The organism is Serratia sp. NCCP-200, from assembly GCF_059697885.1.
In genome coordinates this window covers 279149-294059 of the sequence record NZ_BAAKUJ010000001.1, presented here as the reverse complement: position 1 = coordinate 294059, position 14911 = coordinate 279149, and the positions used below count along the sequence as shown (strand labels likewise).

Sequence of the window (14911 nt, the reverse complement as noted above, 5' to 3'; positions counted from 1 at the left end):
AACAACTCCCTCTCCCTTTGGGAGAGGGTTGGGGTGAGGGGCTATTAGTCTAGCTTCACGCCGATACGGCGGGCGACTTCTTCGTAGGCTTCGATCAGGCCACCCAGGCTCTGGCGGAAGCGGTCCTTGTCCATCTTGGCCAGGGTATTCTTGTCCCACAAGCGGCTACCGTCCGGGGAGAACTCATCGCCCAGCACCACTTCGCCGTTGAACAGGCCGAACTCCAGTTTGAAATCGACCAAGATCAGGCCTGCATCGTCAAACAGTTTGCTCAACACGTCGTTAGCCATGTAGCTCAGCTCGCGCATGCGCGCCAGATGCTCTTTGCTCACCCAGCCGAAGGTTTCGCAATAGGATTCGTTCACCATTGGGTCGTGCATCGCGTCGTTCTTCAGGAACAGATCAAACAGCGGCGGATTCAGCGGCAAACCTTCTTCGATCCCCAAGCGCTTGACCAAAGAGCCCGCAGCGCGGTTACGGATCACGCACTCAACCGGTACCATCTCCAGCTTTTTCACCAGCACTTCGTTGTCTGACAGCAGGCGTTCCATCTGCGTTGGGATACCGGCCTCTTCCAGCTTGCTCATAATGAAATGGTTGAACTTGTTGTTCACCATCCCTTTGCGATCGAACTGCTCAATGCGCTGACCATCCAGTGCTGACGTATCGTTACGGAATTCCAACACCAGCAGATCCGGGTTTTCGGTGGTGTAGACGGTTTTTGCCTTGCCGCGATACAGTTCAGCTAGCTTTTGCATCTTAACTTACTCCAATGAGATGGTACCTTCCGGCTGACAGACAGCCTACTGGGCACAAAATTGACCTGATAAGTTCTTTGGTTTGCTGATAACTATTGTGCCAAATCTGCGACGCAAACGATACCGTATCAGCAAAACAAAAAGGGGCCGCAGCCCCTAGATGTAGTTATTTCACGCTGGTTTTACTGAAAGCCGTCTGGAGCACCGCTACCAGCGCATCGTTCTGCGACTGGGTCAACGGCTTACCTTTGGAATCGATAAATTGTAAACTGGTACGGTTATTCAAATCACCGACCTGCAGTTTGTAATCACCTTCTTTCAGTTCAGGATCTTTGGCGCCCAACGCATCCCAATCACTGCTGCTCAGGGATTTGTAGGTCACGGCGACGGTACCCTGTGGACGGCTGCGGTCACCCACTTTCATCCCCAGTTTTTCCAGTGCCGGTGGCAAACGATCCCATACTACCGTGTACGGCGCACGCACGATCAGCGTCGGCAAGCCGGTGTCATCCGCGCCGCTCTGCACATCCAATACGCCAACGCGGTTGGCGGACTGGCTGCTCGACAGGTTGTCCTGCTTGTCCAGGCCTTCAACGATGGTGTTCATCATCATACCGTTGTAGCGCTGAACTTCAGATGGATCGGTAACCTTGTCGGTTTTCCCCTGCTGGCGCAGTTCGAGGGTTTTCACTACCAACGCTTGCTGATAACCCTGTTTCTGTACCGTGATCTGGTAGCGGCCTTCGTACTGGTTGTCTTCATCCAGACGGTTCCACTTCACCCAGTCGGTGGTCAGCGTTTGGCTGGCATCCGTACGTGAGGCGATCGGAATGTTTTTGCTCTGCAACAGGCTGGCTACGCGAGGCCACAGGTTATCGTTCTGCGGGCTGCTTTCCATCAGCAGCGTGCCGCTGTCACCCGCATATTGACCACGGGAACCGCTCAACAGTGCCAGCGGCTGTACCGGTGGCCGGATATCCAGTTGCTTGCCAACAGCACCTTTCTGCGCGTTTGCCGGAACTTCATAATTACCAGTTTGTACCGGCAGGATCAGGCCAGACGGCGCGCTCAACGGTTTGAGCGGTGCGGCGTCAAGATAGGCCTCATCGCCGCTAACCTGGCGTTTGTAGCGCTGATCGGTAGAACAAGCCGCCAGCGTCATCACCAGCGCTAATCCCACGACCGTTGCTAGCGTCGACTTTTGCAATGAATAAGCCATCAAATCTCCCTAAGAGTTACAGCAAACCGGCGCTTTTCAACGCACGCTCCACGACAGGACGGGCAGCGTCGGTCAACGGCGTCATAGGCAGACGCATCGTATCGGTTGCCATCAATCCCAATGCCTTACAGGCCCATTTCACCGGAATTGGGTTTGCTTCTACGAACAAATCCTGATGCAAAGGCATCAAGCGCTGATTCAAACGGCGGGCTTCGGCAAAATTGCCTTGCGCCGCCAGGCGGCAAAGTTCGACCATTTCACGCGCAGCCACGTTGGCCGTCACGGAAATCACCCCTTTGCCACCCAGTTGCATGAAGTCCAGACCGCTGGCGTCGTCGCCGCTCAGCAAAATGAAGTCTTCATCATCAACCAGCACTTGGATCTGACTAACACGACTTAAGTTCCCTGTTGCCTCTTTAACGGCAACAATATTCTTAATTTTGGCCAAACGAGCGATGGTTGGCGGCAGCATGTCACAACCGGTGCGTGAAGGCACGTTATAGAGGATCTGCGGCAGATTGGTGCTTTCGGCAATGGCTTTGAAATGCTGGTACAGGCCTTCCTGGGTCGGTCTATTGTAGTAAGGCGTGACCGACAGGCAGCCCACGACACCGGTGTTGCTGAAACGCTGCGTCAGTGAGATAGCCTCGCTGGTGGCGTTGGCACCGGTACCGGCGATCACCGGAATACGGCCTGCGGCCAGTTCCAGCGTCTGCAAGACCACGTCCACATGTTCGTCATGGGGCAGCGTGGCGGACTCGCCAGTAGTTCCTACGGAAACGATCGCCGCAGTCCCACTGGCTACATGATAATCAATCAGTTTTTTTAGGCTCGCACGATCGACAGCACCTTTGGTGTCCATCGGCGTAACCAGTGCAACAATACTTCCCGTAAACATTGGCCGTCCCCTCCACAAACAAGTCACCCATGGTACTTTTGTCACCTATCCAAAAGCAAGCAAACAACGTGTCTAAGCGCTTGGCAGGCGGTTTTTTTTATGTTTACCTTGGTAACCCCATTCAGTACGACAGGAAGCTGCATTTTGCCTAAGCCTGATGAACACTATCTGGTGATCACCGCACTGGGCGCCGATCGCCCCGGTATCGTCAACGCCATCACCCGCCACGTCAGTAGCTGCGGGTGCAATATCGAAGATAGCCGTCTGGCCATGCTGGGTGAAGAGTTCACCTTCATCATGCTGCTTTCAGGTAGCTGGAACGCGATTACCCTGATCGAATCCACTTTGCCGCAAAAAGGTGCCGAGCTGGATTTACTGATCGTGATGAAACGCACAAACTCGCAAGAAAGACCGCCAATGCCAGCTACAGTGTGGGTACAGGTTGAGGTAAAAGACTCCCCGCATATCATCGAGCGGTTTACCGGCCTGTTTGATTCGAGCCAGATGAACATTGCCGAGCTGGTGTCACGGACTCAGCCAGCACAGGGGGATCAGCCCTCCCAGCTCTATATCCAGATCACCGCCCACAGTTCCGGTGGCCAGGATGCAACAAATATTGAACAAGCCTTTTATCGCCTATGTACAGAATTGAATGCGCAAGGCAGTATTAGCGTGGTGAACTATCCACAGCATGATGAGAGAGATGGAGAGTAGTTATGAGCCCATTGAAAGCCGGTGATACAGCGCCGAAATTTAGTTTACTCGACCAGGATGGCGAGGAAATTAATTTGGCCGACTTCCAGGGACAACGAGTACTGGTTTATTTTTATCCTAAAGCCATGACGCCAGGTTGCACCGTGCAAGCCTGCGGGTTACGGGATAACATGGATGAATTGAAAAAGGCGGGCGTCGAAGTGCTGGGCATCAGCACCGATAAACCCGAAAAGCTCTCGCGTTTTGTTGAGAAAGAACTGCTCAATTTCACGCTGCTATCCGACGAAGATCATCAGGTAGCTCAGCAGTTTGGCGTTTGGGGCGAGAAAACCTTCATGGGCAAAACCTATGACGGTATTCACCGTATCAGTTTCCTGATCGGCACCGACGGCAAGGTTGAGAAAGTGTTCGATGATTTCAAGACCACCAATCACCACGAAATCGTTCTGAACTACCTGCAGCAGTAAAGGGTAAAGCGCAGCAACATGAGTTGCTGCGCTTTATTTTTCTCACTTCACTTCATCCCCCACATCCACCAGCATGTCATCCGGCCAGGCGTGGATCACGGCTTTCACCAGCGTCGCCAACGGAATGGCGAAGAATACGCCCCAGAACCCCCACAGGCCGCCGAAGATAATCACCGAGAGAATGATCACCAGCGGATGCAGGTTGACCGCCTCGGAGAACAGGATCGGCACCAGCAGGTTGCCATCCAACCCTTGCACCACCAGATAAGCGATAATCAGCGTCCAGAAATCGGCACCAATGCCCCACTGGAACATCGCCACCACCACCACCGGGATCGTCACCAGCACCGCGCCGATGTATGGGATCAGCACCGAGAGGCCGACCAACACCGCCAAGAGCAGGGAATAACGCATATCCAGAATGAAGAACACCAGATAGGTCGCCACTCCGACGATCACCATCTCCAGCACCTTACCGCGAATATAGTTGGTGATCTGTTGGTTCATCTCGACCCATACCTGCCCTGCTAACCCTCGGTTGCGCGGCAGCACGCGGCGCACCGCATTGATCATCTGCTCTTTGTCCTTCAGCAGGAAGAACGCCATCAAAGGGACCAGGATCAGATAGATGGCCAGTGTCAGCAGCCCAACCAGAGAGGCCAGCGAGAATTTCACCACCGATTCTCCCATCCCCGACAGTCGCTCACGCAGGTTCTGCGCCATCATATCAATGATGCCTGCATCCACCAGCGCCGGGTAGCGTGTCGGCAAGGTCGCCGCATAGTTGTAGAACTGATTGAGCATGCCCGGTAAATCGGTCATCAGGTTGATGCCCTGCTGCCAGGCGGTTGGCGCGACCACGAAGACCAACAGCATGGCAATACCGCCAAACACGATCAGCATGATACTTGCCGCCCAGGTGCGCGAACATCCCAAGCGCTGAAGGCGTACGGTAGGCCACTCCAGCAAGTAAGCAAGCACAAGCGCCACCAGCAAGGGGGTCAAGATACCGTGAAAAAAATAAAGGATGCAGAACCCGGCAACCAGGATCACCAGCAGCGCAATAGCCTGCGGATCGGTGAAACGACGTCGGTACCACTGTAATAACAACTCCAACATCAGAGATTGCTCCTTATTCCATCAATGGGGGGTGAGGCTCGCCAGTCCCTATGCGGCCGAGCAGATATGACATGATTTTTAAATAATTTTAGCCCGGTTATCACCGTGCAGGCGTTTCAATGTGGGTTGTGGCTGGCTATGATGTAATAACGTTTTGCCGCTCAGGCGCACGATCCCCTGAAAATGCATTTTTGTGAGCCAACGCACTTTCGCGCTGATTGTACTGGAGAGTCTGGTACGGAAGAAGAACTCTTATCTGATACTGACGTCTTACTTGGTGACTTTATTGAGGGAATGATCTGACTATGACCATCCGGTTGACTAAAACAGCGTTAACAGTCCTGCTGCTCGGCTCGCTTTGCACCTCTGCTTTGGCGCCGGTTAATGCCCAAACACAAGACCAACTGCCGGATATGGGGACTTCCGCAGGGGGGACGTTGAGCATCGGCCAAGAACTGACCATGGGCGATTTTTACGTGCGGCAGCTACGCGCTAGCGCCCCGTTGATCAACGATCCGCTATTGACCCAGTATATCAACCAGTTGGGTAACCGGCTGGTCGCCAGCGCCTATTCGGTACGCACCCCGTTCCACTTCTTTTTAGTCCGTAACGACGAGATCAACGCCTTTGCCTTCTTCGGCGGCAACGTGGTGCTGCACTCAGCCCTGTTCCGTGAAACCGACAACGAGAGCCAACTGGCCTCGGTCCTGGCGCACGAAATCTCACACGTGACCCAGCGCCATCTGGCCCGCGCAATGGAAGACCAGCAACGCAACGCACCACTGACCTGGGTGGGCGCACTAGGCTCTATCCTGCTGGCGATGGCCAACCCAACCATGGGCATGGCGGCGCTGAGCGGTACGCTGGCGGGAACGCAGCAGGGGATGATCAGTTTCACCCAGGCAAACGAACAAGAGGCCGACCGTATCGGTATTCAGGTATTGCAGCGCGCCGGGTTCGATCCCGAAGCGATGCCAGACTTCTTGCAAAGGCTGGCCGATCAGTCCCGCTATGCCTCAAAACCACCGGAAATGCTGCTGACGCACCCGTTGCCAGACAGTCGGCTTTCGGACGCCCGCAACCGCGCCAACCAAATGCCGCGCCGTCTGGTGCAATCCAGCCAAGACTATCTGCTAGCAAGGGTACGTACGCTGGGCATGTACAGCTCGGAAGGCTATGGTCTGAGCGAAGACCTGCTGAACACTTACAGCAAAGGCAACATTCGCGAGCAAATAGCCGCCAAATATGGCCGGGCGATCCTGTTCTATGAAGCCAAGAAATACGACGAAGCGCGCAATCTTATTCAGCCGCTGCTGGCAAAGGATCCGAAAAACGTCTGGCTGCTGGATCTGCTGACCGACATCGATCTGGGTCAGAATAAGGCCGCTCAGGCCATTGCTCGCCTTGAGGCGGTCAATGCGGCGCAAAGCAATAACCCGGTGTTGCTGCTCAACCTGGCGAACGCCTACGTTGAGGGCAATCAACCCGCACAAGCGTCAAAAATTCTCAACCGTTATACCTTTGCCCATCCGAACGATCCGAATGGCTGGGATCTGTTGGCTCAGGCCAGTGCCGCCCAAGGTCTACGCGATGAAGAACTCTCCGCCCGGGCAGAAAGCCTGGCGCTGGCAGGTCGTCTGGATCAGGCGATCGGTTTACTCAGTAACGCCAGCTCATTACAAAAACTGGGCAGCCTGAAACAGGCTCGCTATGACGCACGGATTGACCAACTGCGTCAGTTGCAAAAAACCTTCAGCAAGTTCCAACGCACTTGATTTGAACAAGGAAAGAGAAAAGTTGAAAAACGTCACTATTTATCACAACCCACGCTGCTCAAAGAGCCGTGAGACATTGGCACTGCTGGAACAGCATGGCGTCGAACCGCAGGTGGTGCTGTATCTGGATACGCCACCTTCCGTCTCCGAGTTGAAAAAGCTGTTGCAAGAACTCGGTTTCGCTTCAGCACGCGAATTGATGCGCAAGAAAGAAGATCTCTACAAGGAACTGAAACTGGCGGATGAAACCCTGAGCGAAGAGCAACTGCTGCAAGCGATGGTGAGCAATCCGAAACTGATCGAACGCCCAATAGTGGTCAAAGGCAGCAAAGCCCGCATTGGCAGACCACCGGAGCAGGTGCTGGAGATCCTGTGACAGCAAACCGGGCGATTATCAGCGCGTTGGCCGCACAGGACAGCGACGCCGCCGCTAGTGCTGCACAGGCGCATATCCTGTCATTCCGCAGTGCGCTGTTACACGAAGGGTGAATAACCTAAAATGGGTAATGGGGAGTAGTGACCCGCTACAGCCCCAGAATTTCCTTCACAAACGGAATGGTCAGCTTGCGTTGTGCCGTGATCGACGCGCGGTCAAGCTGATCGAGCGTCATAAACAGCGTGCGCATTTCACGATCCAGGCGCTTGAGCAGGAAACGGCCCACATCTTCCGGCAGTTCAAAACCACGCAGTTTGGCGCGCAACTGCAACGCCTGTAGTTTCTCTTCGTCCGACAGTGGCTGTAGCTTGTAGATCTGCCCCCAATCCAGGCGCGAGGCCAGATCCGGCAAATGCAGATTTAGCTGGCGCGGCGGACGATCGCCGGTGATAAACAGGCGGGTGCGGCCAGTTTCCAGAATGCGGTTATAGAGATTGAAAATCGCCATTTCCCATTCTTCATCACCGGCAATACACTCGATGTTATCAATGCAGACCAACGCCAGCTGTTCCATGCCGTCCAGCACTTCGGGCACAAAATAGGCCCGCTTATCCAGGGGCACATAGCCTACTGCTTCGCCACGCTGCGAGAGTTCGGCACAGGCCGCATGCAGCAAATGGCTGCGTCCCCCGCCTTCGCGTGACCAGAAATAGATGTAGCTACCATGCTCCTGACGGACTGCGGATTGGATCGCGGCTAATAAGGATGGGTTCTCACCCGGATAAAAACTGGCAAAAGTTTCATCATCGGGTAGATAAAGTGGCAGTGAAAGCTGTGCCGGCGTATTCAGAAAAGCACCTCAACCAAAACTGGCAGGAAAACACAATGAGTCTACCACAGAAAGCAACCTCTGTTGAACCCGCCATGAGAACAACGCGATTTAGTTGCCAAATTTGTCTTGTACGGCAAAGCTGTTCTAAGATAAGTCGTACAAATTGACGATCACCGAAAGGAGTTAGACCGTGAAAGCGTGGAATAAAGTGCTATTGGCCTCAATGGTAGGTTTACTGCTGGTGGGCTGCGATGATGCCAAGGTCGATTCCCACCTGGATAAGGCCAAAGACAGTGCCGAACAAATGAAAGATGCGGCAGAAAAGAAAGCGGATCAACTGACCGACGATGCCAAGGCCAAAGCGGAAGAAATCAAGCAGGCTGCAGCGGCCCAGACGGAACAGCTGAAGGATCAGGCTTCCGCCATTAAAGATGACGCCGCCAAGCAGGCGGATGCCCTCACTGATGATGCCAAGGCCAAGGCTGCAGCAATCAAACAGGATGCAGACAAACAAAGCCAGCAGCTGATCGATCAGGCCAAAAATATCAAGGCCGATGCGATTAACGGAGCGAACGATCTGGCACAACAGGCCAAAGCAAAAACCGAACAGCTCAAGAACAGTATGGATAATAAGGCTCAACAAGCCGACGGTAAAACCGAACAGCCGGCCCAGCCTGCCAATCAATAAACAGATTTGCTCTGTATGGGCGCGGCATGTGCTGCGCCCGCTTGGCTACCCGCCCGTCATTTCTTTCCTGCCTTCACACCCCTCTATTTACCAAAACCGGTGTTAAAGTGTCTGATATGCCTTCCATCAAATAGACTTGGCCAAACCCACTTTTGGCGTATGGCCCAAGCGTTATCATTAATGTGAAGATTAACACCTCATTAAGATTTTTCTGGTTAACGAGGTGCAATCTGCCTCTGTTAAATGCCCCAATAAAAAACCGCCTAAAAACCAAAAAAGCAACATTATAAATGCAATTCGTTTACACCAATACCTTATAGGTTAGTTAGGCCATCTCATTGAGATAGAATGATAAACTTTGAGTTTTATACCGCTGGATACTCCGTAATATGAGCCTGGCAAACGGGAATCGCAGCTTGAACAGGCTCAGTATTCTCTGATGAGTCAGAAATTAAAACGGCTATAAATCTTCCAAGATTATTGGCCACAAATAAGAATCAACGCAATTGAAGATTTATATATAAGTAACTGAATAAATTAAACTTACCAAACAAAAAAGCACTTTATACCAATTAGAATTTATTTTTATAATTTTATGCTAGGGTAAAAACCATGATCAATTGCAGCACAAAATTTAGCTCTCCTTGATTTGGCAGTTTTTATATCCAACAAAGTGAAATTACTTAGTCAAAAACTCCATTTTGTTACAAAGTTGAAACACTAAGATCATAATATCAAACGTATTGTTTTATATGAGTATGAACATAGAATTGTCTTACCAACGGATAGGCTCTCTACCTAATAACAGGAGTTTTAGGAAATGGATAGGAAAAAACTATTTGGCTTCTGGGTTGAGCCGGATCTGCAAATCGATGTCAAGCATAACAGGATAGTTCGTCTCAGCACGGACAAACCTAGCGCCAACTTCTCCTGCGCGATCGTCTCGTTAAAAGAAGTGACGATGGCCATACTCACCTATTTACTCAAGCATGCCGGGGACAAGTATGTCAGCCGTCAGGAATTGCTGAGCGAGGTCATTGGCAAGATGAACTATTCATCTTCCAACCAATTCCTGTGGCAAGAACTCAAAGAACTTAAGTCAAAACTGGCGTTATTGGGTATTTCAGAAGATATTATCATTACATCCAGAAGCAAAGGCATCAGTATTTCAAGGGCCGATATAAAAACGCTTTACTATTAAAAATGGTCTAACAAGCAATAAACTCAGCCAAGAGTCCGATTATCAACTTGCAGTTAAAAACAGTAAGCCAGGTTAATATTAACCCTGGTCCCTGTTGTACCCACTGCCAGAACTGTATCTTTGAGGAAGAAATGAAGTATAAACCAGCAATCAATATTTATGGGGTTGACTCATTTTTTAAATATGGAGTAGAAAGCGTCTTGGCCGATATTCCTCTACGCATGCCTTTGGAGCTAGGACAGGCAATACCTCAAATCGACATATGGATAATCAGCCAGAAGTGCCTGACCGACGTGCTGCCTTTTGTTAACCGACCAAAACCGAAGACACCCAGCATCGTTTTTTGTTCTGAACGCTGCCAGCGTTTGTTACAAGGTACCCCTACCGACTGGAGCGTTTGCCTGTTCGATCTGGATATAACCATCACCAGATTAAAACAAGAATTACAAAAAAAATTATCGATGCTGTTCTTAATGGGCCGGTTTGATATAAACAGCCCCCCAATGTTGAACTTGTCTGAAATGGAAAGGGAAACGGTGCGGCATTTATCGATGGGCCATAGCCCACACCGGGTGGCGCAGTTGACCCACAAAAGCGTTAAAACGATTAGTACCCACAAGCGTAATTCAATGAAACGACTGGGCGTACTCAGCAATCAGGAATTGATGATGAAGGTTAAAATCCTCGGACTGCACTGAAGCGTGTAAATCCGTCATTTAAACCAAGTCAGATAATTTAACCGCTCGTTAAAGGTAGCCGTATTAATGGGCGACAGGTTTGAACGTAGCTTTACGTTTAAAAAAGGAGGCGTGACGAATTAATAAGCCACTTATTGTTCGCTACAACCTACTTACACACCAAGTATTACCATGATGGTAACGATACTCGATCTATAAAGGACGTTTTAAAGATGAAAAAAACAATTGTTAGTCTTTCTCTGCTGGCTGCACTGGGTTTGGCTACTTCTGTACAGGCTGCCTCAACCGGTACCATTACGTTTAATGGCCTGCTGACTGACAGCACCTGTGACGTGGACATCGAAGGCCAGGGCGCAGATGCCACCATCATTCTACCCACCGTTAGCGTAACCGAACTGACCAGCGCTGGTGACACCACCGGCCGTGCCTCTTTCAAGATGAACATCTCCAAATGTGTGATCGGTACTGCAGGTGGCCATTCCAAGGTTTCGGCGTTCTTCCAGCCGGGCAATACGGTAGACCTGGGCACTGGGCGCCTGAAAAACGTTGGCGGTAGCGCCACCAAGGTTGATCTGCAATTACTGGACGTGTCTGGCAACTATAAAGTCATCGACATCGGTAGCACCAACCAGGTCAACGATATGACTTATATCGATATCGATCAGGCCAAGGGTACCGCGCTGTTGCCTTACGCCGTTGAATATTATGCCAATGGCCAAACCACGCCGGGTACCGTGACCAGTAGCGTAGTTTATAACCTGCAATACAAATAATGTTTTGATTTATCAGGGAGGGTAACCTCCCTGTTCATTGTTCAAGGATAGTGCATTTATGTTCAGCAAATCATTCCCGTTTACACTCTGGGCCGCCTTATGCTTTCTTCTGATTTCCCCGCTGCCTGGCTCGGCCAGTATTGTGGTCAATGGGACCCGCGTGGTTTATCCAGGGAATGACAAGGAAGTGACCGTTAAATTATCGAATGTCGGACAGGCTCCCATGTTGGTACAAAGCTGGATTGATACCGGCGACTCCGATGCCAAACCGGAAAAAATCCGCGTACCCTTTATTCTGACGCCTCCCATTAACCGCATCGATCCCAATAAAAGCCAGACGCTGCGCCTGAGTTATACCGCATCTCCTGCGCTGCCTGAAAATAAAGAATCCGTGTATTGGCTGAACGTATTGGAAATTCCACCAGTGAAGGAAAATATCGCGCCAAATCGCCTGCAGGTCGCCTTCCGTACCCGGATAAAAATCTTCTATCGTCCGGCTGCCATTGCCGATAACACCAAAGCGGCCGACGCCGCCGAAAAATTGGTTTGGTCATTTAGCAACGGAAAACTTCAGGCAGCCAACTCCTCGCCCTATTACGTTTCGTTAGTCTCGGTGGTCGTGCATCAAGGGGGAAATACGTTCTCTACGGAAGGCGAGATGGTTCCTCCTGGCGGCGTTCAACATTTCACACTGAAAGACGCGCGCACTTTACCTGCGGGAACTGCAATCTCCTACGAATATGTTAACGACTGGGGGGCGGTTAAAACAGTGAAGGCTGTTCTTTAATCCGTCGTTTTATTTGGGATAAATATAAACAGGGTTGTTTATCTACTATGCGTCATCCATTCCATTATTCTCTATTGGCTACCATGGTAATGTTGGCCGTCATGCCTGCGGCCCATGCCACAGAAGATACGCCAGCGATTTTGCGCAACGATGCTCCTACGGGAACGGGCGTGCGTTTCGACCCGATATTTCTAAGCTCGTCTGAGGCAGAGGCGGTTGATTTATCCCGTTTTGAACACGGCGCGGCAGCTTCACCAGGCACCTACCCGGCCGATATATTTGTTAACGGCGAATTGGCGACGCACGAAAAGGTGTTGTTTGTCGAGCAGGCGGATAAGCAAGTCTTACCTTGCTTGTCACCAGCCATCCTGAAAAAAATCAACTTTAACTACAGCCAGCTACCAACCTCTTTTACCGAGGCACTACGCAATGAACAAAGTTGCTATCCACTCACCCACCTGATCCCACAGGCTCAGGTGGCGTTCGACTCAGGGTTGCAACGCCTGGATATCAGCATCCCGCAAGCAATGATGCAAAATATCGCGCGCGGCTATGTCAGCCCAGAACTGTGGGACAAGGGCATCCCTGCGCTGCTGTTAGGATACAACACCAACGTCTATACCACGCACTCACGTGGAGAAACCAGTAACTCGGTCTACACCGGGATAAATGCAGGCATCAATATCGGCGCTTGGTATTTCCGCCACGACGGGAATTATAACTGGCAGCAGAGGATCGGCGGGCAATACCAGTCGATTAACAACTATGTCGAACGCGATATTCCGGCGATCTTGGGTCGCGTGCGCCTAGGGGAAACCAGCACCAAAGGACAGGTGTTTGATACTCTGCCATTCAGAGGGATTGAACTAGTCAACGACGACCGCATGCTGGCCCCTTCCCTGCGCGGATATGCCCCCAATATCCGTGGGATCGCACGGACCAATGCGCGGGTAACCGTGCGCCAGAATAGTCTGGTTATTTATGAGACCACGGTATCACCGGGGGCCTTTGTGATTGACGACCTGTACCCGACCGGCTTTGGCGGCAATCTGGACGTAACAGTGAAGGAAGCAGACGGCAGTGTGCAGAACTTCCAGGTTCCTTATGCATCAGTCGCCCAGTTGTTACGCCCAGGAACCCACCACTACGATGTGGTAGCGGGTAAGCTCAATGATATCTCGCTGTCCACAAACCCCACTCTGGTCCAGGCCACTTACCAGCGCGGGTTGACCAATACCCTGACAGGCTACGGCGGCCTGCAGGCAAGTAATGATTACTATGCGCTGCAATTGGGGGCAGCATTGAGCACCTCCATTGGCGCGTTCTCCGCCGATGTCAGCCAGGCTCGAGTCCATCTGAATAGCACCAAAGAGCGGATGAACAGCGGGCAGAGCTTCCAGTTGAGCTACAGCAAGTTCTTGCCGGCAACCAACAGCAACCTGACCATCGCCGCCTATCGCTATTCAACCTCCGGCTATTACGACTATATGACCGCCATGAGGGCGATCGATGCCGAGCAGCGCGGCCAATCGGCTGACAATATCTGGCGGCCACGTAACCGCTTTAATATCACCATGAATCAGGGGCTGCCAGCCGGTTGGGGGCAAATGTATGTCACCGGTTATACCCAGGATTACTGGAATCAAGGCAATACCGATCTTCAATATCAACTGGGCTACAGCAACGAGTATCGCGATATCAGCTACAGCCTGAGCGCCGGGCGCGTTCGCGGCATGCGGGGCGGGATGGAAACCAACTGGCTGCTTAACCTCAGCATGCCATTAGGGCGTAAAGAAAATGCCAATCTACCATCGCTGAGTGCCAGTCTGAATCACAGCACCACGGGGCAAAGTGGCCAACAAGTCGGGATTTCCGGCAGTGCCGGGGAGGACTATCAATACAACTACGGTGCCAGCGCGATGCATTATAACCAGGGTGGGGGCAGCAGCATGGCACTCAACGGCGGTTACCGCTCAGCTTATACCCATATGACCGCCACTTACGGCGCGGGCAGACATTACCAGAATGCGTCGGCTGGGCTGAGTGGCACGATGATCGCCTGGCCGCAAGGTGTTGTCATGACCCCTTATACCGGCGATACCTTCGCCGTGGTTGAAGCCAAGGGGGCGACGGGCGCCAAGGTTGGCGGCTATTCCGGTGTGCGCATCGATCCATGGGGACACGCCGCAGTACCCTATCTGAACCCGTATGAGATGAATGAAATCACCATCGATCCAAAAGGCATGCCGTACGAGGTCGAGTTGGAAAATACCAGTGACAAAGTTGCCCCACATGCAGGTGCGGTGAGCAAGGTGACGTTTAAAACCCAGCAAGGGACACCGCTGTTGATCATGGCACAACGCGCTAATGGCGAAGCGGTGCCGTTTGGGGCCGAAGTGTTCGACAGTGTGAAAAACAACATCGGCAGCGTTGGTCAGATGGGGCAAATCTACGCGCGGGTAGAAAAGCAACGGGACCAGCTTACGGTCAAGTGGGGTAGCCAACCGGGTCAATACTGCCAGCTGAATTATATTTTACCGCCTAAGCAACCAGGCTCGACCATTAAAAACATTATCCGCTTTGATTCAATCTGCCGGGAGGATTAA

General features: G+C 51.9%; 15 protein-coding genes. 10 read left to right on the top strand and 5 right to left on the bottom strand.

What is annotated here, in order from left to right; all coding sequences use genetic code 11:
• Positions 1-44 precede the first annotated feature (44 nt).
• The 3 genes from purC to dapA all read right to left on the bottom strand — a co-directional run bounded on the left by purC (position 45) and on the right by dapA (position 2875).
• Complete coding sequence (purC, locus tag AC6HVW_RS01350; RefSeq protein ID WP_021178747.1) at positions 45-758, bottom strand: phosphoribosylaminoimidazolesuccinocarboxamide synthase; 714 nt, start codon at positions 756-758, stop codon at positions 45-47.
• Positions 759-924: 166 nt separating this feature from the next.
• Entirely contained in the window at positions 925-1977 is a 1053-nt protein-coding gene (bamC, locus tag AC6HVW_RS01345; RefSeq protein ID WP_071683850.1) for an outer membrane protein assembly factor BamC, read from the bottom strand.
• A 16-nt stretch (positions 1978-1993) separates the two neighbouring features.
• Positions 1994-2875: a 4-hydroxy-tetrahydrodipicolinate synthase gene (dapA, locus tag AC6HVW_RS01340; RefSeq protein ID WP_071683851.1), complete on the bottom strand. Its 882-nt coding sequence runs from the start codon at positions 2873-2875 to the stop codon at positions 1994-1996.
• A 99-nt stretch (positions 2876-2974) separates the two neighbouring features.
• Here dapA and AC6HVW_RS01335 point away from each other — a divergent pair, with 99 nt between their 5' ends.
• Both AC6HVW_RS01335 and bcp read left to right on the top strand, forming a co-directional pair.
• Positions 2975-3589 (top strand): glycine cleavage system transcriptional repressor, encoded by a 615-nt coding sequence (locus tag AC6HVW_RS01335; protein WP_021807112.1) that lies wholly within the window; start codon positions 2975-2977, stop codon positions 3587-3589.
• A 2-nt stretch (positions 3590-3591) separates the two neighbouring features.
• The gene (gene bcp, locus AC6HVW_RS01330) at positions 3592-4056 is read left to right on the top strand and encodes a thioredoxin-dependent thiol peroxidase (protein WP_021178751.1); all 465 of its coding nucleotides are present in this window, start codon (positions 3592-3594) and stop codon (positions 4054-4056) included.
• A 42-nt stretch (positions 4057-4098) separates the two neighbouring features.
• Here bcp and AC6HVW_RS01325 read toward each other — a convergent pair whose 3' ends face one another.
• On the bottom strand, positions 4099-5175 hold the full coding sequence (locus AC6HVW_RS01325; protein ID WP_071683852.1) for an AI-2E family transporter: 1077 nt from the start codon (positions 5173-5175) through the stop codon (positions 4099-4101).
• A gap of 305 nt (positions 5176-5480) precedes the next feature.
• Here AC6HVW_RS01325 and bepA point away from each other — a divergent pair, with 305 nt between their 5' ends.
• A complete protein-coding gene (gene bepA / locus AC6HVW_RS01320; RefSeq protein WP_071683853.1) occupies positions 5481-6950 on the top strand; it encodes a beta-barrel assembly-enhancing protease in 1470 nt (489 codons plus the stop codon).
• Positions 6951-6972: 22 nt separating this feature from the next.
• On the top strand, positions 6973-7326 hold the full coding sequence (gene arsC / locus AC6HVW_RS01315) for an arsenate reductase (glutaredoxin) (RefSeq protein ID WP_071683854.1): 354 nt from the start codon (positions 6973-6975) through the stop codon (positions 7324-7326).
• A gap of 148 nt (positions 7327-7474) precedes the next feature.
• Here arsC and hda read toward each other — a convergent pair whose 3' ends face one another.
• Positions 7475-8176, bottom strand: a complete 702-nt coding sequence (gene hda / locus AC6HVW_RS01310; protein ID WP_024484905.1) for a DnaA inactivator Hda — start codon at positions 8174-8176, stop codon at positions 7475-7477.
• A gap of 172 nt (positions 8177-8348) precedes the next feature.
• Between hda and AC6HVW_RS01305 the strand changes: the two genes are divergently transcribed.
• From AC6HVW_RS01305 to AC6HVW_RS01280, 6 genes are all read left to right on the top strand, one after another.
• Positions 8349-8846 carry a hypothetical protein gene (locus AC6HVW_RS01305; RefSeq protein ID WP_046807980.1) on the top strand — a complete coding sequence of 166 codons (498 nt, stop codon included), beginning with the start codon at positions 8349-8351 and terminating at the stop codon, positions 8844-8846.
• An 820-nt stretch (positions 8847-9666) separates the two neighbouring features.
• Positions 9667-10047 (top strand): winged helix-turn-helix domain-containing protein, encoded by a 381-nt coding sequence (locus AC6HVW_RS01300; protein ID WP_497569243.1) that lies wholly within the window; start codon positions 9667-9669, stop codon positions 10045-10047.
• A 131-nt stretch (positions 10048-10178) separates the two neighbouring features.
• The gene (locus tag AC6HVW_RS01295; protein WP_071683857.1) at positions 10179-10745 is read left to right on the top strand and encodes a helix-turn-helix transcriptional regulator; all 567 of its coding nucleotides are present in this window, start codon (positions 10179-10181) and stop codon (positions 10743-10745) included.
• A 212-nt stretch (positions 10746-10957) separates the two neighbouring features.
• Positions 10958-11518 carry a fimbrial protein gene (locus AC6HVW_RS01290; protein WP_021178761.1) on the top strand — a complete coding sequence of 187 codons (561 nt, stop codon included), beginning with the start codon at positions 10958-10960 and terminating at the stop codon, positions 11516-11518.
• 58 nt (positions 11519-11576) lie between these two features.
• Complete coding sequence (locus AC6HVW_RS01285; RefSeq protein ID WP_071683858.1) at positions 11577-12305, top strand: fimbrial biogenesis chaperone; 729 nt, start codon at positions 11577-11579, stop codon at positions 12303-12305.
• A 47-nt stretch (positions 12306-12352) separates the two neighbouring features.
• Complete coding sequence (locus AC6HVW_RS01280; RefSeq protein ID WP_071683859.1) at positions 12353-14911, top strand: fimbria/pilus outer membrane usher protein; 2559 nt, start codon at positions 12353-12355, stop codon at positions 14909-14911.